Annotated in this window: 30 protein-coding genes; 2 read left to right on the top strand and 28 right to left on the bottom strand. The window is 36.5% G+C overall.

Going from position 1 to position 21656, the window contains the following annotated elements; all coding sequences use genetic code 11:
• Positions 1 to 3: 3 nt before the first annotated feature.
• From secY to rpsL, 25 genes are all read right to left on the bottom strand, one after another.
• Complete coding sequence (gene secY, locus HGC4_RS08500) at positions 4 to 1329, bottom strand: preprotein translocase subunit SecY (protein WP_050709704.1); 1326 nt, start codon at positions 1327 to 1329, stop codon at positions 4 to 6.
• Position 1330: 1 nt separating this feature from the next.
• Entirely contained in the window at positions 1331 to 1780 is a 450-nt protein-coding gene (rplO, locus tag HGC4_RS08495) for a 50S ribosomal protein L15 (protein WP_050709703.1), read from the bottom strand.
• Between the two features lie 31 nt (positions 1781 to 1811).
• Entirely contained in the window at positions 1812 to 1988 is a 177-nt protein-coding gene (gene rpmD, locus HGC4_RS08490; protein ID WP_050709702.1) for a 50S ribosomal protein L30, read from the bottom strand.
• A gap of 20 nt (positions 1989 to 2008) precedes the next feature.
• Positions 2009 to 2527 (bottom strand): 30S ribosomal protein S5, encoded by a 519-nt coding sequence (rpsE, locus tag HGC4_RS08485; protein WP_050709701.1) that lies wholly within the window; start codon positions 2525 to 2527, stop codon positions 2009 to 2011.
• Positions 2528 to 2532: 5 nt separating this feature from the next.
• Entirely contained in the window at positions 2533 to 2877 is a 345-nt protein-coding gene (gene rplR / locus HGC4_RS08480; RefSeq protein ID WP_050709700.1) for a 50S ribosomal protein L18, read from the bottom strand.
• Positions 2878 to 2898: 21 nt separating this feature from the next.
• The gene (rplF, locus tag HGC4_RS08475) at positions 2899 to 3453 is read right to left on the bottom strand and encodes a 50S ribosomal protein L6 (protein WP_050709699.1); all 555 of its coding nucleotides are present in this window, start codon (positions 3451 to 3453) and stop codon (positions 2899 to 2901) included.
• Positions 3454 to 3470: 17 nt separating this feature from the next.
• A complete protein-coding gene (rpsH, locus tag HGC4_RS08470) occupies positions 3471 to 3866 on the bottom strand; it encodes a 30S ribosomal protein S8 (protein WP_050709698.1) in 396 nt (131 codons plus the stop codon).
• A 66-nt stretch (positions 3867 to 3932) separates the two neighbouring features.
• The gene (rpsN, locus tag HGC4_RS08465; RefSeq protein WP_050709697.1) at positions 3933 to 4202 is read right to left on the bottom strand and encodes a 30S ribosomal protein S14; all 270 of its coding nucleotides are present in this window, start codon (positions 4200 to 4202) and stop codon (positions 3933 to 3935) included.
• A 1-nt stretch (position 4203) separates the two neighbouring features.
• Positions 4204 to 4767, bottom strand: a complete 564-nt coding sequence (gene rplE, locus HGC4_RS08460) for a 50S ribosomal protein L5 (protein WP_050709696.1) — start codon at positions 4765 to 4767, stop codon at positions 4204 to 4206.
• A complete protein-coding gene (gene rplX, locus HGC4_RS08455; protein ID WP_050709695.1) occupies positions 4767 to 5084 on the bottom strand; it encodes a 50S ribosomal protein L24 in 318 nt (105 codons plus the stop codon). The genes rplE and rplX overlap by 1 nt, the downstream gene beginning before the upstream one ends.
• Before the next feature lie 21 nt (positions 5085 to 5105).
• The gene (gene rplN / locus HGC4_RS08450) at positions 5106 to 5471 is read right to left on the bottom strand and encodes a 50S ribosomal protein L14 (RefSeq protein ID WP_050709694.1); all 366 of its coding nucleotides are present in this window, start codon (positions 5469 to 5471) and stop codon (positions 5106 to 5108) included.
• A gap of 1 nt (position 5472) precedes the next feature.
• Entirely contained in the window at positions 5473 to 5730 is a 258-nt protein-coding gene (gene rpsQ, locus HGC4_RS08445; protein ID WP_050709693.1) for a 30S ribosomal protein S17, read from the bottom strand.
• Between the two features lie 9 nt (positions 5731 to 5739).
• Positions 5740 to 5937: a 50S ribosomal protein L29 gene (gene rpmC / locus HGC4_RS08440; RefSeq protein WP_050709692.1), complete on the bottom strand. Its 198-nt coding sequence runs from the start codon at positions 5935 to 5937 to the stop codon at positions 5740 to 5742.
• 5 nt (positions 5938 to 5942) lie between these two features.
• Positions 5943 to 6374, bottom strand: coding sequence for a 50S ribosomal protein L16 (gene rplP / locus HGC4_RS08435; RefSeq protein WP_050709691.1), 432 nt, complete (start codon positions 6372 to 6374; stop codon positions 5943 to 5945).
• Between the two features lie 21 nt (positions 6375 to 6395).
• On the bottom strand, positions 6396 to 7142 hold the full coding sequence (rpsC, locus tag HGC4_RS08430) for a 30S ribosomal protein S3 (protein ID WP_050709690.1): 747 nt from the start codon (positions 7140 to 7142) through the stop codon (positions 6396 to 6398).
• A 9-nt stretch (positions 7143 to 7151) separates the two neighbouring features.
• Positions 7152 to 7559: a 50S ribosomal protein L22 gene (gene rplV / locus HGC4_RS08425; RefSeq protein ID WP_050709689.1), complete on the bottom strand. Its 408-nt coding sequence runs from the start codon at positions 7557 to 7559 to the stop codon at positions 7152 to 7154.
• Between the two features lie 49 nt (positions 7560 to 7608).
• Positions 7609 to 7878 carry a 30S ribosomal protein S19 gene (gene rpsS / locus HGC4_RS08420; RefSeq protein WP_029903251.1) on the bottom strand — a complete coding sequence of 90 codons (270 nt, stop codon included), beginning with the start codon at positions 7876 to 7878 and terminating at the stop codon, positions 7609 to 7611.
• A gap of 21 nt (positions 7879 to 7899) precedes the next feature.
• The gene (rplB, locus tag HGC4_RS08415) at positions 7900 to 8724 is read right to left on the bottom strand and encodes a 50S ribosomal protein L2 (protein ID WP_050709688.1); all 825 of its coding nucleotides are present in this window, start codon (positions 8722 to 8724) and stop codon (positions 7900 to 7902) included.
• Between the two features lie 8 nt (positions 8725 to 8732).
• A complete protein-coding gene (rplW, locus tag HGC4_RS08410; protein WP_050709687.1) occupies positions 8733 to 9026 on the bottom strand; it encodes a 50S ribosomal protein L23 in 294 nt (97 codons plus the stop codon).
• A gap of 11 nt (positions 9027 to 9037) precedes the next feature.
• Complete coding sequence (gene rplD / locus HGC4_RS08405) at positions 9038 to 9667, bottom strand: 50S ribosomal protein L4 (protein ID WP_050709686.1); 630 nt, start codon at positions 9665 to 9667, stop codon at positions 9038 to 9040.
• A complete protein-coding gene (gene rplC, locus HGC4_RS08400) occupies positions 9667 to 10284 on the bottom strand; it encodes a 50S ribosomal protein L3 (RefSeq protein ID WP_050709685.1) in 618 nt (205 codons plus the stop codon). Before rplC ends, rplD begins: the two co-directional genes overlap by 1 nt.
• 24 nt (positions 10285 to 10308) lie before the next feature.
• On the bottom strand, positions 10309 to 10614 hold the full coding sequence (gene rpsJ / locus HGC4_RS08395) for a 30S ribosomal protein S10 (protein WP_026626968.1): 306 nt from the start codon (positions 10612 to 10614) through the stop codon (positions 10309 to 10311).
• Positions 10615 to 10706: 92 nt separating this feature from the next.
• Positions 10707 to 12833 (bottom strand): elongation factor G, encoded by a 2127-nt coding sequence (gene fusA / locus HGC4_RS08390; RefSeq protein ID WP_050709684.1) that lies wholly within the window; start codon positions 12831 to 12833, stop codon positions 10707 to 10709.
• 21 nt (positions 12834 to 12854) lie between these two features.
• A complete protein-coding gene (gene rpsG / locus HGC4_RS08385; RefSeq protein WP_050709683.1) occupies positions 12855 to 13331 on the bottom strand; it encodes a 30S ribosomal protein S7 in 477 nt (158 codons plus the stop codon).
• Between the two features lie 159 nt (positions 13332 to 13490).
• Positions 13491 to 13907: a 30S ribosomal protein S12 gene (rpsL, locus tag HGC4_RS08380; protein WP_050709682.1), complete on the bottom strand. Its 417-nt coding sequence runs from the start codon at positions 13905 to 13907 to the stop codon at positions 13491 to 13493.
• A gap of 380 nt (positions 13908 to 14287) precedes the next feature.
• Between rpsL and HGC4_RS08375 the strand changes: the two genes are divergently transcribed.
• Both HGC4_RS08375 and tsaE read left to right on the top strand, forming a co-directional pair.
• Positions 14288 to 15832 carry a T9SS response regulator signal transducer PorX gene (locus tag HGC4_RS08375; protein WP_050709681.1) on the top strand — a complete coding sequence of 515 codons (1545 nt, stop codon included), beginning with the start codon at positions 14288 to 14290 and terminating at the stop codon, positions 15830 to 15832.
• Between the two features lie 47 nt (positions 15833 to 15879).
• Positions 15880 to 16293 (top strand): tRNA (adenosine(37)-N6)-threonylcarbamoyltransferase complex ATPase subunit type 1 TsaE, encoded by a 414-nt coding sequence (gene tsaE, locus HGC4_RS08370; protein ID WP_050709680.1) that lies wholly within the window; start codon positions 15880 to 15882, stop codon positions 16291 to 16293.
• A 68-nt stretch (positions 16294 to 16361) separates the two neighbouring features.
• Here the strand turns inward: tsaE and HGC4_RS08365 are convergent, their stop codons facing one another.
• From HGC4_RS08365 to HGC4_RS08355, 3 genes are all read right to left on the bottom strand, one after another.
• Positions 16362 to 16835 carry a hypothetical protein gene (locus HGC4_RS08365; protein ID WP_050709679.1) on the bottom strand — a complete coding sequence of 158 codons (474 nt, stop codon included), beginning with the start codon at positions 16833 to 16835 and terminating at the stop codon, positions 16362 to 16364.
• A gap of 239 nt (positions 16836 to 17074) precedes the next feature.
• Positions 17075 to 19978, bottom strand: coding sequence for a glycoside hydrolase family 2 protein (locus tag HGC4_RS08360; RefSeq protein WP_242047166.1), 2904 nt, complete (start codon positions 19976 to 19978; stop codon positions 17075 to 17077).
• Between the two features lie 200 nt (positions 19979 to 20178).
• Positions 20179 to 21522: a DUF6080 domain-containing protein gene (locus HGC4_RS08355; protein WP_157258196.1), complete on the bottom strand. Its 1344-nt coding sequence runs from the start codon at positions 21520 to 21522 to the stop codon at positions 20179 to 20181.
• Positions 21523 to 21656 lie beyond the last annotated feature (134 nt).

Genomic DNA, 21656 nt, shown 5'->3' with positions numbered 1-21656 from the left:
TACTTAATATGCCGCAATCGAGCCTGAACGACCTTTTATTCTACCTGACTTTAACAAACCGTCATAATGTCTCATCAACAAGTGACTTTCAATTTGTTGTAAAGTATCCAATACTACCCCAACCAAAATCAATAAAGAAGTACCACCAAAAAAGTGAGAGAATTCTTTACTAATCCCAATTAAACTTGCAAAAGCAGGTAGGATAGCAACAAGAGCTAAAAATAATGAACCGGGTAGAGTTATACGAGACATAATAGTATCGATATAATCAGCCGTTTTCTTTCCGGGTTTAATACCAGGAATGAATCCATTATTTCTTTTCAATTCATCAGCCATTTGTATTGGATTGATAGTAACCGCAGTATAAAACCATGTAAATGCTATAATTAATAGAGCAAATATAAGACAATATAACCAACTGGTATTATCAGTCATAGAACGCATGAACCATCCAGATTTATCTGCAGTAGAAAATCCGGCAACAGCAACAGGGATAAACATAATTGCTTGAGCAAAAATGATAGGCATCACGTTGGCAGCATTCACTTTCAATGGGATGTACTGACGTGCACCACCATATTGTTTATTACCAACGATACGTTTTGCGTACTGTACAGGTATCTTACGAGTACCTTGTACAAGAAGTATTGCCATTGCAATAACAAACAGTAAGAATACCATTTCAAGCAAAAATACGATCAAACCACCAGCACTGTCACTTAGACGAGACGTAAACTCTCCAACTAAGGCATGAGGCAATCGGGCGATGATACCAACAAGTATTATAAACGAAATACCGTTTCCAATACCTTTATCTGTAATACGCTCACCTAACCATAGTACAAACATACTACCCCCTGCCAGAATTATGGTTGAAGGCAATAGAAAACTCCAGAATCCTCCAGGAGCAGCTCCTCCCAAAGCACCTAATAAATAGGCTGGTCCTTGGAAAAGAAGTATTACTAATGTCAGATAACGGGTATATTGGTTAAGCTTATTACGTCCACTTTCTCCTTCTTTTTGTAGTTTTTGAAAGTACGGAAGCGCTATACCCAACAGCTGGATTACAATCGAAGCTGAGATATAAGGCATAATACCCAATGCAAAAATAGAAGCGTTTGCAAAAGCACCACCAGAGAACATGTCAAGCAAGCCTAACAATCCTCCGGACGCACTATGGCGAAGAGCTTCCAAATCCGCTGGATTTACGCCCGGCAACACTACATGTGTACCAAAACGATAGATCACTACGAAAAAGAAAGTAGTGAGAATCCGTTTGCGCAGATCCTCAATCTTCCATATATTTTCTATTGTTTTTACAAATCCCATCTTACTTCAGTTTTGTTGCGGTTCCACCTACTGCTGTAATAGCAGCTTCTGCTGACTTAGAGAAAGAATGAGCTTCAACATCTAACTTTACAGTTAATGCTCCATTACCTAAAATCTTCACTAAGTGCTTAGATGAAACAAAACCAGCGTTGATCAGGGTCTGAATATCAATTTTTGTTAGTTTTTGAGCATCAGCCAAATCTTGAAGTACATTCAAATTAATAGGTTTGTATTCTATACGATTGATATTTTTAAAACCATATTTAGGAAGACGACGTTGGATAGGCATTTGACCTCCTTCAAAACCGATCTTCTTTGAATAACCCGATCTAGACTTAGCACCTTTATGACCTCTTGTTGAAGTACCACCCAAACCAGAACCAGTACCACGACCAATTCTTTTTCTTGTTTTAGTAGAACCTTCAGCAGGTTTTAAATTCGATAAATTCATATGCTTAGATTTTTTATCTTTTACTAGATTATTACTCTACTATAGAAACTAAGTGCTTTACTTTTTCAATCATCCCTCTAACTGCTGGATTATCTACGTGTTCAACCACTCTATTCAATTTTCTCAACCCTAGAGCATCTAATGTTCTCTTTTGATCTATAGGGCTATTGATTCTGCTTCTAACTTGTTTAATTTTAATAGTTGCCATAATTTTGATTTTCTTGCAAATTAACCTTTAAACACTTTCGCCATAGATACTCCTCTGTTTTGAGCAACAGTATAAGCATCTCTTAGTTCACCTAAAGCTTCGATTGTAGCCTTCACAAGGTTGTGAGGGTTAGAAGAACCTTTAGACTTCGCAAGAACGTCAGTTACACCAACACTTTCAAGCACGGCGCGCATCGCACCACCTGCTTTTACTCCTGTACCAGGAGAAGCTGGTTTGATGAAAACTTCTGATCCACCAAAACGAGCAAGTTGTTCGTGAGGTATAGTTCCTTTTAATACTGGAACTTTTATCAGGTTTTTCTTAGCAGCTTCAACACCTTTAGCAATGGCTGTAGTTACCTCGCCGGCTTTACCTAAGCCCCAACCAACTATACCATCTTCGTTACCTACAACGACGATAGCAGCGAAACTGAATGTACGACCACCCTTTGTTACTTTTGTAACGCGATTGATAGCCACCAATCTGTCTTTCAATTCGATATCGTTGGTCGATTTTACTTTATTATTAATTCCTGCCATTTGTATTAAAATTTAAGTCCACCTTTACGGGCAGCATCTGCCATTTCTTTAACTCTACCGTGATATAAATAACCATTTCGGTCAAATACTACAGATGTTACGCCTGCTTCTTGAGCAGCCTTAGCTACTAGTTCACCTACTTTTGCTGCCATCTCTTTTTTAGGAGCTTTATCTCCAATTTTAAGAGAAGAAGCAGAAGCTAAAGTTTTTCCAGTTAAATCATCAATAACTTGAGCATAAATTTGCTTGTTACTTCTGAAAACTGTTAAACGTGGACGTTCAGTTGTACCTTGTATTTTACTACGTACATCTAACTTTATCTTATTTCTTCTATCTGTCTTCGTTGTCATGATTTTTACAGTTTACGTAAATTATTTACCTGCCGACTTACCAGACTTACGACGTATAACTTCACCCACAAAACGAATACCTTTACCTTTATAAGGCTCTGGTTTACGGAATGAACGGATTTTAGCACACACCATACCGATAAGTTCTTTATCGCAAGATTCTAAAATGATTAGAGGATTCTTGTTTCTCTCAGATTTAGTTTCTATGATTATCTCTTTTGGTAACAACATATGAATGTTGTGAGTATAACCTAGAGAAAGGTCTAATTGTTGCCCTGCATTAGATGCACGGTAACCAACCCCTACTAATTCTAACTCTTTACGATATCCTTCAGAAACTCCAATAACCATGTTATTTATTAACGATCTGTAAAGACCATGCAAAGCACGGTGCTCTTTTTCGTCAGTGGGACGAGTAACCGTCAACACTTCACCGTCGACAGAAACTTTGATATCAGGATTTACACTTTGAGTTAATTCACCTTTAGCTCCTTTTACAGTAACTAAATTGTCTTTATCCACACTTACGGTAACTCCCGCAGGGATAGTAATAGGTAATTTTCCAATTCTTGACATAGTATACCTCCTCTTAATTAATAAACATAACATAAAACTTCTCCACCCACTTTCAAACCGCGAGCTTCTTTGTCAGTCATAATACCTTGAGAGGTAGACAATACAGCTATACCAAGACCGTTAAGTACTCTTGGCATCTCTTTGTATCCTGTATACTTACGAAGACCTGGAGTTGAGATACGAATTAATTTCTTAATCGCATTCACTTTATTTACGGGGTCATATTTCAAAGCTATTTTTATAGAGCCTTGAGGACCTTCTTCTACAAACTTATAGTTAAGTATGTAGCCTTTTTCAAAGAGAATTTTAGTAATTTCTCTTTTCAAATTTGACGCTGGTATTTCTACCACTCTGTGCTTTGCAAGGATTGCATTTCTCAAGCGCGTCAAATAATCTGCTATTGGATCTGTCATTATAAAATGATTTAAATTAATCCCGAACCCGGGACAATATTTAATTCTAAAAAAAATTTCGTTGTATTACCAGCTAGCTTTCTTGATACCTGGTATTAAGCCTTTAGAAGCCATTTCTCTGAATTGAATACGAGAAATTCCAAATTGGCGTAAATACCCTTTTGGACGACCAGTCATACTACATCTGTTATGTAGACGAACTGGAGACGCATTCTTTGGCAGAGCTTGAAGTCCTTCGTAATCTCCTTCTGACTTCAGCTGAGCTCTTTTAGCTGCATATTTAGCTACTAATTTTGCTCTTTTAACCTCACGGGCTTTCATTGATTCTTTTGCCATCTTATATCAATTCTTTTTTTGCGTTCTTAAATGGTAAACCAAATTCTTTCAAAAGAGCATACCCTTCTTCATCTGTTTTTGCAGAAGTTACAAAGGTAATATTCATTCCCAGAATCTTACTAATCGAATCGATATTAATTTCAGGGAAAATGATTTGCTCTTGTATACCTAATGTATAGTTACCACGTCCATCAAGTTTGCTTTCGATACCTTTGAAGTCACGAATACGAGGAAGAGCCACTTTTACAAGTCTTTCCAAAAATTCGTACATCTGATAATGACGTAATGTCACCATTACACCAATAGGCATTTTTTTACGCAACTTAAAGTTCGAAATATCTTTCTTAGATACTGTTGCTACAGCTTTTTGACCAGTGATAGCAGTCAATTCATTGATTGCTGTTTCGATGATCTTTTTATCGGCAACTGCTATTCCTAAACCTTGATTGATAACAATCTTTTTAAGAACAGGCACTTGCATTGGTGATTTATAACCGAATTCTTTCATCAGAGAAGAAACAATACGATCTTTATATTCTGTTTTAAGAGTTGTTGTATTGCTCATTATTTAATCTCCTTCCCTGTTTTTTTAGAATAACGCACTAGCTTACCATTCAATTCCTTACGTCCAATTCTTGTTGGTTTTCCTGATTCAGGATCTACCACATTCAAATTAGAAATATGAATAGGAGCTTCTACTTTCTCAATACCTCCTTGAGGATTTTTTGCATTAGGCTTAGTATGCTTAGATACCATGTTCAGACCTTCAACAATGGCACGTTGTTTGTCAATAATGACTTTAACAACGCGACCTGTCTTACCTTTGTCTGTACCGGTGTTCACATAAACGATGTCACCTTTCTTTATATGTAACTTACTCATTACCGTCTAGATTTATTTAGATTAAAGTACCTCTGGTGCTAAAGAAACAATCTTCATATTCACCGATCGCAATTCTCTTGCTACTGGTCCGAAAATACGAGTTCCTCTGATTTCACCGGCAGCATTCAACAATACACACGCATTGTCATCAAAACGGATATATGATCCGTCAGCTCTACGTACTTCTTTTCTAGTACGCACAACCATTGCTTTAGTTACTGCACCTTTCTTAACATCACTTGAAGGGATCACACTTTTGATAGCAACTACTATTATATCTCCAACAGATGCATAGCGTCTTCTTGTGCCTCCTAGTACGCGGATACATAGAGCTTCTCTAGCTCCACTGTTATCCGTTACTGCTAATCTTGATTCTTGTTGTATCATTTTATTTAGCCCTTTCGATTATTTCGATTAATCTCCATCTTTTAGTTTTGCTCAAAGGACGAGTCTCCATGATTCTTACAGTATCACCGATATTACACTCGTTTTTTTCATCATGAGCATGAAATTTCTTCGTTTTATTAACGAACTTCCCGTAAATAGGGTGTTTCTCTTTCCATTTTACAGCAACAGTAACGGTCTTATCCATTTTATTACTGAAAACGACCCCGATTCTTTCTTTTCTTAAATTTCTAGTTTCCATCAGCTCTTATTACTTTTTATTTATTTCTCTTTGACGCAACACTGTCAAGATACGAGCGATATCACGGCGCTTTTCTTTAATCTTAGCAGGGTTATCCAATGGAGTCACACTGTGGTTCAAAACTAATTGATCTAATGCCAATCTCTCAACATCCAATCTTTCTGCTAAATCCTTTTCGGATAAGTCTTTTACTTCTGCAATCTTCATAGTGCTTAAGAATTTTGAGTTAAATCATAATCTCTGCGTACTACAAATTTTGTAGTTACTGGCAATTTTTGAGCAGCTAAGCGTAATGCTTCTTTAGCAACTTCAAAAGATACGCCTTCGATTTCGAAAATCATTCTTCCTGGAGTAACAGGTGCCACAAATCCTTCTGGCGAACCTTTACCTTTACCCATACGCACCTCAGCAGGTTTCTTTGTAATCGGTTTATCTGGGAAAATTCTCACCCAAACCTGACCTTGACGTTGCATGTAACGAGTCACAGCAATACGAGCCGCTTCGATCTGACGTCCGGTTATCCATTTGGTCTCAAGGGTCTTGATACCGAACGAACCGAAAGCAAGTTGGTTGCCTCTTTGGGCATTACCTTTCATGCGACCTTTTTGCTGTCTTCTAAATTTTGTTTTCTTCGGTTGTAACATCTTTTTTCAAATGTTTAATTCTTATTTTCTCTTACCTTTCTTGAAACCTCTTCCATCGTTCGATCTACGATTATCGCCACCACCTCTATTTTGAGAAGAAGACGGTTCTTTAGATACAACAAATGATGGAGCAAGGTCTTTCTTACCATAGATTTCTCCACGGCAAATCCATACTTTGATTCCGATTAAACCAACTTTAGTCAAAGCCTCAGCATGTGCGTAATCAATATCAGCACGGAATGTATGAAGTGGAGTTCTTCCTTCTTTGTACATTTCCGAACGAGCCATTTCAGCTCCATTCAAACGTCCAGAGATTTGAACTTTAATACCTTCAGCACCCATTCTGATAGTTGAAGCGATAGCCATTTTAATTGCACGACGGTAAGCGATTTTACCTTCTACTTGACGTGCGATATTATTAGCTACGATTACAGCATCCAACTCAGGTTTTTTGATTTCAAATATATTGATTTGAATATCTTTATCTGTAATTTTCTTTAGTTCTTCCTTCAACTTGTCTACTTCTTGACCACCTTTTCCGATAATAATACCGGGACGTGCAGTACATACAGTAATAGTTACAAGTTTCAATGTTCTTTCGATTACTATGCGAGATACACTAGCTTTTGCCAGGCGAGCATTCAAGTATTTACGGATTTTGCTATCTTCTAGCAGAGTCTCACCGTAGTTGTTGCCGCCATACCAGTTAGAATCCCATCCTCTTATTATACCTAAACGATTCGCTATCGGATTGATTTTTTGTCCCATCTGGCTAAATTAATTTTGTTTTTTATTACTAAGTGCATCAACAGTAATAGTCACATGATTCGAACGTTTACGAATTCTGTAACCTCTACCTTGTGGAGCAGGACGAAGTCTTTTTAACATCGCACCTCCATCTACATATATCGAAGACACATAAAGTTCACCACTCTCAGCTTTACGCTCATTTTTAGCTTCCCAGTTAGCAATAGAAGAACGCAAAAGTTTCTCAACTCTTGCAGCTGCTTCTTTATTTGAGAATTTCAAAACGCCAAGAGCTCTAAACGCTTCCATACCTCTCACCATGTCTGCGACTAAACGCATTTTACGTGGCGAAGTAGGAATGTTGTTCAACTTAGCTAAAGAAACTGCTTGTTTAGCTTCTTTTCTAGCGTCCGCTGCTATTCTTTTTCTCTTACCCATTTTATATTAATGTTTCTTTTTTGTTGAATAAATTTTGGCTTTTGCTTGATTATCTCTTCTTGTTACCACCGTGTCCACGGAAAGTACGAGTTAGAGCAAATTCTCCTAATTTATGACCTACCATATTTTCAGTTACATATACAGGAATAAATTTATTTCCGTTATGAACAGCTATAGTATGACCTACAAAATCAGGTGAAATCATTGAAGCCCTTGCCCATGTCTTAACAACAGCTTTCTTGCCTGACTCATTCATAGCCAAAACTTTTTTCTCAAGCTTAACATTAATATACGGGCCTTTTTTTAATGAACGACTCATAATTCTTTTAATTAAATCAGGTTACTTCTTTCTTCTTTCAATTATATACTTAGAAGAATGTTTCTTTGGAGCTCTTGTTTTAAGACCTTTAGAATACAATCCTTTACGTGATCTTGGGTGTCCTCCTGAAGCACGACCTTCACCACCACCCATGGGGTGATCGACAGGGTTCATTACTACACCTCTAACACGAGGACGATTTCCAAGCCATCTAGAGCGACCAGCTTTACCTGATTTTTCAAGTGCATGATCCGAGTTACCAACACTACCTACAGTTGCTTTACAAGCTGAAAGTATTTTACGTGTTTCTCCAGAAGGCATTCTGATGATAGCATAGTCACCTTCACGAGAAGTCAACTGAGCGAATCCTCCTGCCGAACGAACTAATTTCGCTCCTTGTCCTGGACGTAATTCTAAATTATGAACTATAGTACCGATAGGAATATTTGCCAAAGGCAAAGCATTTCCTACCTCAGGAGCTGCACTAGCACCTGACATCACTGTTTGACCTACCTGCAGGCCATTAGGAGCAATCATATAAGCTTTTGCTCCATCTGCATAATGTAACAAAGCAATACGAGCCGAACGATTCGGGTCGTATTCAATTGTTGCCACTGTAGCAGGTACTCCGTCTTTAGTTCTCTTGAAGTCAATTAGTCTGTACTTTCTTTTATGACCGCCACCTACGTTGCGAACAGTCATCTTTCCAGTATTGTTACGACCACCTGAAGTATGCTTCCCGACTACAAGAGATTTTTCTGGTACACTTGCAGTGATCTCTTCGAATGTACCAATAATTTTGTGTCTTTGCCCCGGTGTTGTGGGCTTTAATTTACGTACTGCCATTTTTTATCTTAGATATTACTAAAAAAGTCTATTACTTCACCTTCTTTCAAGGTTACGATTGCTTTCTTGTAAGCAGGAGTTTTTCCACTAACTACACCAGCTTTAGTAAAACGGCTTTTGCGTTTTCCAGCATAGTTCATAGTGTTTATATCTTCCACTTTAACTCCGTAAATTTGCTCTATTGCATTTTTGATCTCAACCTTATTTGCACTAGGAGCAACACGAAAACCATAACGATTCGGAAATTTTTCAGAAATCGCTGTTTGTTTTTCTGTTAGAATTGGTTTAATTAAAATACCCATTTTTTACCTCCTTATGCTTTTAAAAGTTTATCAATTACCGCTACCGAAGATTCTGCTAAAACTAGGCTTGAACAATTCAAGATAGTATAAGCATTTATCTCAGAAGCAGTTACAACTTTAACTCGCTCTAAATTACGAGCCGACAAATATACGTTTTTATTTTGATCCGACAAAACCAAAACTACCTTTTTATCAGCCACTTGCAAACTTTTAGTCAAAGCAATAAAATCTTTAGTTTTTGGAGTTTCAAAGTTGAAATCCTCAACTACTACGATTTGATTGTCTTTAGCTTTGTATGCTAATGCCGATTTACGAGCAAGAACTTTAACTTTCTTGTTCAATTTAAAGCTATAATCTCTTGGTTTAGGACCAAAAACACGAGCACCACCAACTAAGATTGGAGATTTGATATCGCCACGACGAGCTCCACCTCCACCTTTTTGTTTGATTAGCTTACGTGTACTACCCGACAATTCACTTCTTTCTTTAGATTTGTGAGTACCTTGACGTTGATTAGCCAAATACTGCTTTACATCTAACCAAAGAACGTGGTCATTAGGCTCAATTCCATAGATAGCATCGTCCAACGATACTTTCTTGCCGGTATCCTTACCGCTTATGTTAAATACACTAAGTTCCATTATTTTTCAATTAATACGATTGAACCTCTGCTTCCTGGAACAGAACCTTTTACTAATAAAAGATTATGCTCAGCGATCACTTTAATAACTTGTAAGTTTTGAACAGTAACACGAACGTTACCCATTTGTCCACCCATTCTTGTTCCTTTGAACACCTTAGCAGGATAAGAACAAGCTCCGATAGAACCTGGTGCACGCAAACGGTTATGCTGTCCTAATGTTGCTTGACCAACCCCGGCAAAACCGTGGCGTTTAACAACACCTTGAAAACCTTTACCTTTTGATGTTCCAATAACATCGATAAAGCCATTTTCCTCCAACAAATCTACAGTTATTACATCGCCTAACTTGTAGCTTTCTTCAAATCCTTTGAACTCAGCCAAGTGTCTCTTAGGTGTTACTCCTGCTTTTTTAAAGTGACCTTGTAGAGGTTTGCTAGTATGTTTGTCTTTTGCATCAACAAAACCTAACTGAACAGCCTCATAACCATCTTTATCAGCAGTCTTCACTTGAGTAACAACACAAGGACCCACTTCGATAACAGTGCATGGAACATTTTTTCCCTCGACACTGAAAACGGATGTCATTCCGATTTTTTTTCCTAATAATCCTGGCATTTCTTTAATTGATTTACGTGTTTATCAAACTTTAATTTCTACTTCTACACCACTTGGCAATTCAAGCTTCATCAAAGCATCTACAGTTTTAGCTGTTGAGCTATAGATGTCGATCAATCTTTTATAAGAAGATAATTCGAATTGTTCACGTGACTTTTTGTTTACGAAAGTCGAACGGTTAACAGTAAAAATACGCTTGTGAGTAGGCAATGGAATTGGTCCACTTACTACAGCACCCGTAGCTTTAACTGTCTTCACGATTTTTTCAGCTGATTTGTCAACCAGGTTGTAATCGTAAGATTTCAGTTTGATTCTAATTTTTTGACTCATTTCAGTCTTTTAAATTAAGGGTTGTTTTTATATAGTAATGCAAACTGCAATTAAGAGTCATTTACTAATCACAGTTTGCAAAACAGTTTTTCTTATTTAATAAGATCTACTCGACCTTGACATTCAGTCAAGACTTGTCTAGCGATAGAAGAAGATACTTCTGCATAGTGATCAAACACCATTGCTGATGTAGCACGACCCGAAGTAATAGTTCTCAATGAAGTTACATAACCGAACATTTCAGCTAATGGAACTTTTGCTTTAACAATACGAGCTCCAGAACGGCTTGATTCCATCCCTTCTACTTGTCCACGACGCTTATTCAAGTCACCAATTACATCACCCATGCTCTCTTCTGGTGTTACCACCTCAAGTTTCATGATTGGCTCAAGTAATACAGGACGAGCTTTTTCTGATGCTGATTTGAATGCAAATCTAGCACAAAGTTCAAATGACAACTGATCTGAATCCACAGGGTGGAACGATCCGTCAATCAAAGTAACTTTCATCTTATCCATAGCAAATCCAGCAAGAACACCATTCTTCATAGAGTTCAAGAATCCTTTTTGAACTGAAGGTATAAATTCCTTAGGAATATTACCACCTTTTACTTCATCTACGAATTGAAGTGAACCCTCGAATTCTGCATCTGCAGGACCAACCTTAACAATGATATCAGCAAATTTACCACGACCTCCTGATTGTTTCTTATAAACTTCGCGAAGCTCAACTGTTTCAGTGATTGCCTCTTTATAAGATACCTGAGGACGTCCTTGATTACATTCTACCTTAAACTCACGTTTCAAACGCTCAATAAGAACGTCAAGGTGAAGCTCACCCATACCTTCGATGATAGTTTGACCTGAATCTTCGTCAGTATGCACACGGAATGTTGGATCTTCTTCTGACAACTTAGCCAAACCATTAGCCAATTTATCAACATCTTTTTGAGTTTTAGGCTCAATAGAGATACCGATTACTGGATCTGGGAAGTCCATTGCCTCAAGTGTAATAGGATTATTTTCGTCACAAAGAGTATCTCCAGTACGAATATCTTTAAATCCTACACCTGCACCAATATCACCACAACCAATCACCTCTTTAGGATTTTGTTTGTTTGAGTGCATTTGGAACAAACGAGAAATACGTTCTTTTTTACCTGAACGTGTATTATATACGTAAGAACCTGCATGTAATTCTCCTGAGTAAACACGGAAGAAACATAGGCGACCTACGAATGGGTCAGTTGCGATTTTAAATGCTAAAGCACAAAATGGCTCATCTGGACTTGGGTGACGAGTAATTACTTTTTCAGAATCCTCTGGATCTACACCTTCGATAGCTGGAGTATCCATTGGACTAGGTAAGTACGCACAAACTGAATCTAATAGAGGTTGAACTCCTTTGTTTTTGAAAGAAGAACCACACAACATTGGAGTAATCTGCATTGACAATGTTCCTTTACGGATAGCCACTCTAATTTCATCTTCTGTTATAGTAGAAGGATCATCAAAGAATTTAGCCATCAAAACATCATCACATTCCGCGATTGATTCCAACATTTTTTCTCTCCACTCTTGAGCTTCTTCTAACAGATCAGCTGGAATTTCTTCCACGTGATAATCTGCTCCCATAGTCTCATCGTGCCAGAAATAAGATTTCATAGTCACTAAATCTACAATACCCGTAAATTTTTCTTCAGCACCTACTGGTACTTGAATAGGGCAAGGATTAGCTCCTAACATTTCACGAATTTGACGAACAACTTCAAAGAAGTTTGCACCTGAACGGTCCATTTTGTTCACATAACAAATACGTGGAACTTCATATTTATCAGCTTGACGCCAAACAGTTTCTGATTGAGGCTCAACACCTGATACAGCATCAAATGTAGCGATTGCTCCATCTAATACACGTAACGAACGTTCTACCTCAACAGTAAAGTCAACGTGTCCCGGAGTATCAATCAAGTTGATTTTATACATCTCATTATCATACTTCCATTGAGTGGTAGTAGCAGCAGATGTGATAGTAATACCACGCTCTTGCTCCTGATCCATCCAGTCCATTGTAGCAGTACCATCGTGAGTTTCTCCGATTTTGTGAGTCAATCCTGTATAGAAAAGAATACGTTCTGATGTCGTTGTTTTACCGGCATCAATGTGAGCCATGATCCCGATATTTCGGGTATTATTTAAGTTATCTAAAACTTTTGCCATTGTATTATATTACCTCCTTAATTAAAATCTGAAGTGAGCAAATGCACGGTTAGCTTCAGCCATTCTATGCATATCTTCTTTTCTCTTATACGATCCACCTTGGTTATTGAAAGCATCTACAATCTCTGCAGCTAACTTATCAGCCATGGTTTTACCACCTCTCTTACGAGCATAAAGGATAAGGTTTTTCATAGACACAGATTCTTTACGATCTGCACGAATCTCTGTTGGAACTTGAAATGTTGCACCACCTACACGGCGAGACTTCACTTCTACCTGAGGAGTCACATTATCTAGAGCTGCTTTCCAAATTTCCAAAGAGCTCTTTTCTTCGTTAGGAAGTTTGTTTTTAACCACTTCTAATGCAGTGTAGAAAATAGTATAAGAAGTACTCTTCTTACCATCGTACATCAAGTGATTCACGAATCTTGTAACTTTTACATCACCGAAAACAGGATCTGGAAGGACCTGTCTTTTCTTTGGTTTTGCTTTTCTCATTTTTGTTTAAAAATTTTGTTCTTGTTTTTGGTTGCCGATCTCCCTGTCTTCAACGGTTCCGCCGAACCATTTACTCAACCTTATAGTAGCCTACCCAATAAACTTAAAAACACTTTAATACTTGAATTAATTAAAAATGTCGACTATCGGAATTGGAAATTATTTCTTCTTTCCTCCCTTAGCCGGTGCAACTGGTGCTTTTCCAGCTTTAGGTCTCTTAGCTCCATATTTAGAGCGTCTTTGCGTACGACCATTCACGCCAGCAGTATCCAATGTTCCACGAACAATGTGATAACGTACCCCCGGAAGATCTTTAACACGACCACCTCTAACAAGTACAATAGAGTGCTCCTGCAAGTTATGTCCTTCTCCAGGAATATAAGCATTCACTTCTTTACCATTTGTTAAACGCACACGTGCTACTTTACGCATAGCTGAGTTTGGTTTTTTCGGAGTTGTTGTATACACACGTACACAAACACCTCTTCTTTGAGGGCAAGAATCCAATGCTGGAGACTTACTCTTTTCAACCAAAACAGCCCGACCTTTTCTTACTAGTTGTTGAATTGTAGGCATTTCTTTTAATTTTTAGAACTTAAAAAATTCAATTTTTATTTGGTTATACTACATTACAAATACGACAAGAATAAATAGCCAAACAAGTGAGTATCAAAATAATACCACATGAAGACCATTCATCTCTTCGTAATTCGAGGTGCAAAAATACAATAAATCAGACACATATCAAAAAAAACGCCCTACTATTTTCATATTTTATTGGAATAAAAAACACTAGATATAATTTAAGCTCACACAATTATACACTTTGTTATAGAAATACTTAACTTTGAGGTCACAGACCTTTTTATGATATTAAAAACCACTAACACTTTCTTTCTAAAGATTGCTAGGGAGTAAAAAGGCACTAAAATTCAAGAACAGATAATTAAGATTATATGAAAAAATACCGCATACTTTGGGCTGATGATGAAATTGAATTGCTCCGCCCTCATGTCCTTTTTTTAGAAGAAAAAGGCTATGAAATAGTAACGGTCAATAGTGGACAAGATGCACTAGATTGTTGTAAAGAAGAAAGATTTAATCTTGTATTTCTGGATGAAAACATGCCCGGACTTACAGGCTTACAAACCTTAAGCAAGATAAAAGAAATAGATCCGAATATACCTATAATCATGATCACCAAGAGTGAAGATGAAGGCATTATGACGGATGCTATAGGTAAAAAAATAGCAGATTACCTAATAAAACCAGTAAATCCGAGCCAGATATTATCCTCTATCAAAAAAAATTTACATAAAAACGATATTGTATCAGAAGCGACATTGGAAGGATATCGTGAAGAATTCAATAAGATAGGAATGCAAATAGGGGATTCATACTCTTTTGAGGAATGGACAGAAGTATATAAAAAGCTGGTATTTTGGGAAATGGAACTAACTGCGACCCAAAATCCGCTTTTAGAATTGATCGTTGCACAGAAACTAGATGCTAATAATTCATTTTGCAAATTCGTGAAAAAGAATTACGTATCATGGATACAGGATCCTGACAACAGACCAATTATTAGTCCCGATCTCTTCAAAAAAAAGGTATTTCCTCGATTAGATAACGGAGAAAAACTGTTTTTTATTCTTATCGACAACTTTAGGCTTGATCAGTGGGCAGCCATAAGAGATATGTTAGCTCCCGACTTCACTTTTGAGGAAGACATGTATCTTTCGATACTTCCAACAGCAACACAATATTCTCGAAATGCTATTTTTGCCGGATTGATGCCTTTACAAATATCTCAAATGTATCCTAATTTATGGGTAGAAGAAATAGAAGATGAAGGAAAGAATCTTAATGAAGATCTATTGATCCAAGCACAAATAGATCGTTTCAGAAAAGATTACTCATTCTCTTATAATAAAGTACATACGTCTGCATACGGAAGCAAATTATTACAAAGCTTAAACACATTAAGCAACAATCAACTAAATGTAATAGTTATCAATTTCGTAGATATGCTATCGCATGCAAGAACCGATTCTCAGATGATTCGCGAATTGGCAGCAAACGAAGCTGCTTATCGCTCACTTACACGATCGTGGTTCAAACACTCAAGCATTAGTGACCTTTTCAAGCATATCGCAAACATGGGCTACAACATTGTACTCACTACCGATCATGGAACCATACGGGTCAAAAACGCCTTAAAAGTAATTGGAGACAAAGCAACAAATACCAACCTCAGATATAAAGTAGGAAAGAATCTTGACTATGACTACAAGAAAGTCTATGAAAGCCGGAATCCAACACAAATAGGACTCCCCTCTCCTAACCTAAGCAGCAAGTACATATTTGCTCTCAACGAGGACTTTTTTGCATATCCCAATAATTACAACTACTATACATCTTATTACACTGATACATTTCAACATGGGGGAATCTCAATAGAAGAAATGCTATTACCATTCATTACTCTAAAACCCAAATAAACAAATATAAATCAACAGGATATATAAACATTAAGAAGAATCGAATAATGACTATAGAAATAAAATCGCTGGATACAATCACAGATGCCGCCATCGAGTTTGTTAAACAAATGGGAGATAATACCGTTTTTGCATTCCATGGAGAAATGGGAGCTGGCAAAACAACTTTCATAAAAGCTATCTGCGAAAAGCTTGGAGTAACTGATGTTATAAATAGCCCTACGTTTGCAATTATAAACGAGTATAGAGCAGACTCTGGAGAATTAATATATCACTTTGATTTTTACAGAATCAACAAAGAAGAAGAGGCTTTTGATTTCGGATATGAAGACTACTTTTATAGCGGATGCATATGCTTTATTGAGTGGCCTGAGAGAATAGAATCATTACTTCCACATGACACTGTACATGTTACAGTAAAAGAAATAGAAAATGGAAGTAGACTTGTTGAGATAAAATAATAAAATCTACATTCAAAAAAAGACCGAGAATATCGGTCTTTTTTTTTATTTGCAATATATAATTCAATTTAAGATAAAGCAACAGCAGCAAGACCTATGACAATCCCTCCAACGATGGCTACTGCATAGATTACAAATACAACAATCATCATTATCCCTACAAACTTATAATGAGATTTTAAAAAACCTAATCCATTAGATAAAAGTTCTGAATTTCTCAAATCTAAAGCAGCACGGGTATCTACTGAAAATTTATACAAATAATAGACAGGACAAGCATAGAGAGCTGCCAGAACTAAATACACTAATGAGAAAAGACCCGGTGCAACAGAAAACGGAGTACTCTCACTCATTGTAGCAGGCAACAAAGACAGAAATGCTCCTATAAAAATGGCAAAGATTACCATAAAAGCAATACCTATAAAACCTAGAATAGACAAGAACTTTGCCCATTTAGCTGTCTCCCTTAAGAATTCACATGAAAGGTCTGTTAACTCCAAACCTTTTTGGTCGTACTCTTGTGTTGAATAATTATTTTCCATACTATTTAAAATTTTATTTATTTTCACAACAAATGCAAATATAACATAAAATTCAATTTAAATACTGAAATCTAATTATTGATTATTGAACTCTATCGACCAACTACTACAACCATAACACATTGAAAACAAGAAAGATCAAAATTAAACCACCTAGCATATAAATAAACTAAATTGGAATAAAAAAACGCAGAGAAAATTCCCCTGCGTTTTTTTATTCTATAAGATTGATGAAAATTTTACAATTCTACTGAGTCAAAGTTATAACCTTCTGCTATTATAGAAAAGTTAGCAGGAACCATATCCTGTAATGTCAATTCTATTTTACGTTTTTCGCCAGGCAGTAGATTCATATACCCATCAGAGAAATAAGCAGGAAGAATTATTTCACCTGTTATTTTACTTTTCGCATTCAATTTTACTGCTACAGCAAATTCGGTTGAATTATTTTCTAACTCGTAAAAGTATTTAGAACCTGAGGTCTTCTTCAAAGTCAATTTCAACTCCGGTTTACCTAATGCATTTAATGCTTGATTAGACTGCAAATTACCCCAATTTTTCCAATAATCATTTATTGAAACAATGTTCCCTTTGCTATCCTTCAATTCAAGTCTAACTAAAGTATATTTAGGTACATCTTTTGTTGCAAGTTGTGGTATAAAACAATCAACCTTACCATTGGCTGGAACATCATACTTCTCAGTTTTATTATAATATTCTTTACCTGTTATATGGAAGTAACGAACGTTTACTGTCATATTCTTATAACCCTCACGAGAAGAGTTAACAATCACAACTTTATTATCTGGTAAGTTCATTTGAATATGCACTGGCTCCTGAGCTTTCTTTGCACCAAAGTACGAACCTGGAGTCTCATAATCGTAAGTATATGTTTGCCATGTCATACTAGGCCAAGATGGATGACTCATCCACATAATAAGACCTGTTGTATTATCCCACATACGACTATTCCAAGCTTCAATCATCGCTCTCCATGTATCATAAGTTACCATTTGAGCTTTTTTCGAAAAGTCTTCCATACTATTAGCTTTGCCATAGCTATTAACAGCAGCCATAAAATCTTCGAAGAAATGGGTTGTATGATGTAAATCGTGATATGCCCACACATCATTTATAGGCCACTGATCTTCGGGAGCAATAAACTTACGGATAGTATTTGCTGTTGGGATAGCCTGAGCTCCAAATTCGGTATTGAATCCTTCTGCTGTTTCAGTAAAATAGCGAGATTGATCTTTAAAGAAACCATAAGGACCACTATTCACAGCATTCAAGAAACGAGAATTACCATGATAATGACGTGTAGGATCTTCCGTTGCCAACATTTTAGCCAACTGAGGCTCCATTCCTTCGGGAGCATATCCTTCGTTACGAGGACACCAAATTGCAATAGATGGATGAGTTCTGAAACGACGTACTACATCCGTAGCATTCTTCATAAACAATTGGTAATCGTTGGGTTCCACAGTATCATCTGTCGTAATCCAGAAGTCATTCCAAACAAGCATACCATATTCGTCTGCCAATTCATAGAATAACTCCTCTGTAGTTTCACCTACCCAGTTACGGATAAGGTTGAAATTAGCATCTTTATGCAATTGGAAATAAGGCACAAATTTTTCACGCGAAATACGCTTCATTGCATCATCCATACCAAATGTACCCCCTTTAATAAAGATACGAACTCCATTTACACGGAATACAAAATACTGACCTACAGGATCGTCATTTGATAGTTGCTCAAAAACAGCAGTTTCATCTATATTTTTCTGTAATGTAGGAATCGTCCTATTTAGTTTTGGATCTCCTACTTTCACTACATTCTCATAGTCAAAGATTGGTTTACCATTAGTTTCAACATCCACAGGCGTATATGCTACTCTATGATCTCCTTTAGCAGGAGTATTTATCATCAATTCGTATGATAATTCGCGAATACCAAAACGAAGCTTTTTCAAATCAGAAAATTTCGTTCCTGCATTTACTTGTAGTTCCAAATTATAAAGATTAGGATTACCATAACCATTAGGCCACCATAGTTTAGGATTCTTTATATTCAACTCCTTAAAGTTTGCCGGATCGAAAACCAAAGTCTTCACCTCTTTTGCTTTTAAGCTATAAGGTAGATTAATGTCTACACCTTCAAACTTTGCAGATAAAGTGCCCTGTACAGGTGAGTCGGTTAAGTTCTTTATAGGAACAATAATCTTTATAGTTGCTTTTGTTGTATCAGGCAAAGAAAGATTGGTTACTACCTGAGGATCACCAATAGTAACATCACTACCAACCCGCAATCTCACATCTTGCCAAATTCCCATATTTCGGTCACGAATACCGGGAATCCAATCCCAACCCATAGATGCAATAAAAGTAGGACCATCTAAGCTTAACTGCCCTCCATTTAAACCTTGCCCTGCAACCATTGATTGTTCATGGGCAATCCCTGGATTATCAGGAGGAGAGACCAACACTGCTAAAACATTTTTCCCATTGGTTTTTATAAGTGATGTAACATCATACTCTCCACGAATAAATGCACCTGTGATATTCCCCAATTTTTGCCCGTTTAAGAAAACCTCTGCTCTATAATTTATACCGTTTAGCAACAAGCGAACTCGTTTTCCTTCGGTATTAGCGGGAGCATCAAACGAAGTACGATACCACCATTTCATATATGCCAATGTATCGGGTATCGCCATATTATTAAGACCAAAGTATGGATCAGGGTATTCTCCTTGATCGACTAGCGTAGTAAGCACAGTTCCCGGAACTGTAGCATTATACCAGTCTTTAGTATCATAGTTTAGACTAAAGATAGATTCTTTAGATTCTATAACTTGAGTTGAAGTTCCCATTTCCCAACCATCGGAAATAATCCATTCTCCATCTTGGGTCGGAACTAATTTCGTAGCAATGTTTTGCTTTGCCTTTCTTTCTGAAGTTTGAAAAGGAGCTTTGCCATGTGGTAATTGATCTTCAGGCTGTTTTTCTTTCAGTCCCGCCCAAAGCTTTATAAGCCCGGTTTTACCCATCATGTCCTGTGCATTCACACTATTCGGAGCAATCAGAGCAGAAAAGAACATTGAACCAATGATGACACAAGTCTTTAGTGTTTGTTGTTTCATGAATATTTATTTAGATTGATTTGCGATTTCACAAATATAATCAAAAATAATTCGAACCTAAAGAGTTTAAACAGTGAGTTGTTAATTAACAAAATCAAAATATCCGATTCATTGCCTACAAAGAAACAATAGATCGGATATTTTATTTTTATAAAAACTGAAAAAGCTTTTTATTTAATAAAGCTCCAAGAATATTACACTTACCATTTATAGGATTCTGGAGGCCAAACCAACTTAACTTCATCTATGAATGCAATTAGTCTCACATAATTATTTATAACCATACAGATAAATAGACAGCCAATTACACCTAAATACGTATATTTTTTCCAGCCAGCAAGAGATTTATATCCCCAACCGAAAAGAAGAGGTACAATATATACCCAATGCCCTCCGTATATATAAGCCTCTAACATCCCATATTTTAGAATCATATGTAATACTATATCAACAGAGAATAACAAGAAAAGTAACTGAACTAGCTTATTTCTAAAATCAGTAAATAAAGGTATAAATATCAGCAATGTCAAGAAGATAGTATAAGCATGTTCCCAAACATAGGAGAAAGGAATAGCATCAATCTCATACATAAAATAATCCTTATACTCCAGCCCAACAAGAACAGCTGTATCTTTTGGGATAATATCTAAGGTTGTCATAATATTAGGAAATAGAACAGCTCCACCAACAAGGGCTTTCCAACCTGAAAGGAACAACATTTCAGAAGCCTCAGTGGGGCGAGCATCTGTAAATCTGAATAGAAAAAACTCAAAGACTCCTTCTCTGTAGATTGCAGCAAGAAAACAGATAAGTAAAAGACAGCCTATTATAAATGTTTGCTTTAAAACTTTAGAAAACTTCTCCTTAACCAGAAACATAGGAATCATCGCTTTTGCAGTATTAGTTATAGTAATACCTCCTAAAACGAAGCAAAAAAATAAGTTTGTGAGAAATCTAAATTTTCTTCCTTCCTGAATTCGGAGTGAATAATAATACACAAAGAAGGATAAGAAGAAAATGCTAAAAGCATATGTTTCGATTGTGAAACTTAAGACCAAACATGTAAAGGAAAATGCATAAAACAGAACCAATAACGAAAGGATCAGTATATTCTTGATCTTTACAATTTCAACCAAATACCTATAAATATAAACAGCCGATAGCGAAACCATCAGATTACAAATCATTGCAAATCCAATTGTTTTTATCTTATAATTACCATGAAAATCCATGAAAAACTCTAAAACCAAGCTTATCGGAGTTGAATACAAATTAAATAATGGATGAGCAATATCATATCCAAAAGGCACTCCATGAAATCTCATGCCAACATCATAATTCAGATAGACATCGTATTTCTTTATCAGGCAATCTTGTATACAAGTTTCATTGGCAATCACCCAACCGAATGAACCGTAAACCAATAGCAAGAACAGCAGTAAAGTTAATTCTTCTTTATTTTTAGGGAATAGAGCTTTGAAAGCAGTAATCAGCTCCTTAAAACTTTCTTTCAGACCAACAATGCAAGCCTCTTTACTAATCATGTTTATTATATTATAACAAATAGAAAGGCGCAAAGATAGAAATATTAATATAACAAAAGCACTCACTACTAATGAAAGAGGCTTAATCACGATGTTTTTATTTAACAAATAATATATTAAACATGAAGTTTCAC

Origin of the sequence: Dysgonomonas sp. HGC4, from assembly GCF_001261715.1 — a bacterium.
In the GTDB taxonomy this organism is placed as follows: Bacteria; Bacteroidota; Bacteroidia; order Bacteroidales; family Dysgonomonadaceae; genus Dysgonomonas_A.
Note: the sequence above shows the minus strand (reverse complement) of the source record. Positions and strands in the feature narration are given on the sequence as shown.